This is a genomic window from Kitasatospora phosalacinea, assembly GCF_000717185.1.
Classification (GTDB): domain Bacteria; phylum Actinomycetota; class Actinomycetes; order Streptomycetales; family Streptomycetaceae; genus Kitasatospora; species Kitasatospora phosalacinea_A.
In genome coordinates this window covers 1-2,437 of record NZ_JNYE01000212.1, presented here as the reverse complement: position 1 = coordinate 2,437, position 2,437 = coordinate 1, and the positions used below count along the sequence as shown (strand labels likewise).

The 2,437-nt window shown below is 68.9% G+C and carries 3 protein-coding genes; 1 reads left to right on the top strand and 2 read right to left on the bottom strand.

Annotation, left to right across the window (positions count from 1 at the left end):
• Positions 1-40: 40 nt before the first annotated feature.
• Together OO57_RS43345 and OO57_RS37550 are read right to left on the bottom strand one after the other, a co-directional pair.
• Positions 41-598, bottom strand: a complete 558-nt coding sequence (locus OO57_RS43345; protein ID WP_051778766.1) for a hypothetical protein — start codon at positions 596-598, stop codon at positions 41-43.
• A 329-nt stretch (positions 599-927) separates the two neighbouring features.
• Positions 928-1,329: a hypothetical protein gene (locus tag OO57_RS37550; protein ID WP_158715386.1), complete on the bottom strand. Its 402-nt coding sequence runs from the start codon at positions 1,327-1,329 to the stop codon at positions 928-930.
• A gap of 577 nt (positions 1,330-1,906) precedes the next feature.
• Here OO57_RS37550 and OO57_RS37545 point away from each other — a divergent pair.
• A complete protein-coding gene (locus tag OO57_RS37545; protein ID WP_199811406.1) occupies positions 1,907-2,329 on the top strand; it encodes a VOC family protein in 423 nt (140 codons plus the stop codon).
• Positions 2,330-2,437: the final 108 nt, after the last annotated feature.

Here is a 2,437-nt window from a genome sequence, read left to right as displayed (position 1 = left end):
CAGGGGGGACCCTGTGGGAGAGTAGGACGCCGCCGAACAATCATTCAGAGAAAGCCCCCTGACGGGATGTCAGGGGGCTTTCTCGCGTTTCCGGGGCAGAAGCTACGCTGTGGGCTTCAGTGCTGGCCTGGAAAGGTCGTTCGATCGGGGAGCGGATCATGTCCGGCGATCTTGTAGGTGTGTTGGTCAGGCTAGGCCCAGCAGGTCGAGCGGGCGGGGTGGAGGGCTCGTAGGAGGCGTGGCGGAGGCGGGCGGCGATGTTGCGGTGCCCGGTGGCGCGGAGCGTGACGAAGTGCAGCCGGTTCTCGATGGTCCACTGTGACCTGGTGAGTCGGCTGAGGCGCTGGAGGAAGTCCAGGCGGAGGCCGGTGATCGTGAGGGCCCTGGTCACGCGGGTCTCTTTGCGGCCGTGGCCGGTCTCGCGGTCGTAGCGACGTGCGGTGGTGTCCTTCCAAGGCAGCGGCCGCAGCCGGCGGTGGAGTTCGGGCTGGTTGGCCTTGACCACCAGCAGGTAGTGCGTCTTTTCCTCCACCAGGAAGCGCGCGTGTGTGCGCTGCGTGTGCAGGGCGTCGGCCGTGACGGTGGTACGAGCGCGCACCGGCGACCACCGCCGAGGCGGTGACCAGCAGGACTGCCGCGAACGGATGACGCACACCGCGCCGCCGACGCGGATCGGGTAGCACCCGTGATCGCTCCACCAGCGAGAGCTCCGCGACACCCTCCAGGGCGGGCGACTTGGGAAGGTCACCCGTACAACCGGAGTTTCGTTGCGTTCGTGACGGGCCAGCTCTGCCTCGCACCGCTGTGGCCTGCAGACTCACATGATTACCAGGACTTTGAAACGCCCTGGGCTCCGGCGCCCCGGTCCGCACCGCCATCGGATCCCATCGATCAGCTGCCGCCGTCAGACGCAGGCACTTACGCGTACTACTGCGGGTGCGAGCCGTCCACGATCTCAGGATTGACCGTGTCGAAATACACCCAGTCCGTCGCAGGGGCGAGATGGAACCTGCCCGGATAGTGCGAGTTGGTGATGTGGTCGTCGTAGTCGGCGCTACTCACCCACTCGGCATTCTTGGGTAGGAACTCTGCCAGCTCCTCCGGCAGTTGGGACGGAGTGGAGGGCTCGAAGGCGTAATCCGTCGCACTGACGATCGAATTGACCGTACCTGCAGGTAGGCGGGCGACACCGACTACGCGGATGCGCGGGTCCTGATCCGGGATCGACTCGCGACCCGAGTCGTTGGGGTTGTAGCCCAGCCAGTGAGGGTCGGACAACCGGCCGACCGCGGCGAACCGGCGCTGAAGTGGCTCGACGTCCCTGCGCACCTTCTTGTGATCCGGGACGGCACCATCAGAACCAGCCGGGTGCACGCCGGTACAACCACTCAGGGCGACGAGCCCACTGAGCAAGATCCACCTGCGGCGGCTGACAAATCCCAACGTCCCCATGTACTCCGCCCCCACGTGTGCTTCGAGATCTCGATCCTAGCGAGCAGACGGGGGAGCTCGGGCTCTTGGTGGGCGGTGGACGCGGGGAGGCCCGGCTGCGGGGTGGGGGCGATGCCGGGCGGGAGGAGCCGTGGGCCGGGTCCCGTGTGACTCGCTCCGCGATCACGCGTCCGCTGGTCACGCTGCGGCTCCTCCTGCCTGACCCGGTTGTCCGCGCCACCGCGCAGGCGGTGGTCGTCGCCGCCTACGAGATGGTCGATGCGGCCACGAGCATCGAAGGGCTCACCGCGGCGCAGGACGCCGCGCGGCCCGCGCGCGACCGGTTCATCGATGCGACTGCCGCGCACTTCGGCGCTGCGATCGACGAGGGCGGTGCCGGCGCGAGTCGTTTCCGGGTCGGCGTCGGGCAGTTGCGGGGATCGCGATCTCCGGTCCGGGCACTAGGCTCGCCTTCTTGTCGATCGGGCTCGGTGGAAAGGACGTTGGCGTGCTTCTCGGTCTTCGGACGGTCATTCATCCTGCGCAGGACCTTGCTGCGGCGAAGGCGTGGTGGAGCTCGGTGCTGGGGGTGGGGCCCTACTTCGACGAGCCGTTCTACGTGGGGTTCAACGTCGGCGGCTACGAGCTGGGGTTGGACCCGAACGCGGATCCGGCGGTCGGGCCGGTGTCGTACTGGGGGGTGCGGGACGTGGACGTGGCGGTGGGGCGGTTCGTGGCGGCGGGGGCGGTGCTGCGGGAGGAGGTGCAGGAGGTGGGGGGTGGGATCCGGGTCGGGACGGTGGTCGAGCCTTCGGGGGCGGTGGTCGGGCTGATCGAGAATCCGCACTTCGTGCTGCCGGAGGATGGGAGCGGCGAGGGTGGAGGCCCGGGGCGCTGAGGGGGTCAGCGGGCGTGGTGGTCGTTGGCGACCAGGAGGCGGGCCAGGCGGGCGGCGGCGGTGGTGACGGCGGGCCAGGCGGGGGAGTGGAGGTGGTCGGTGGGGCGG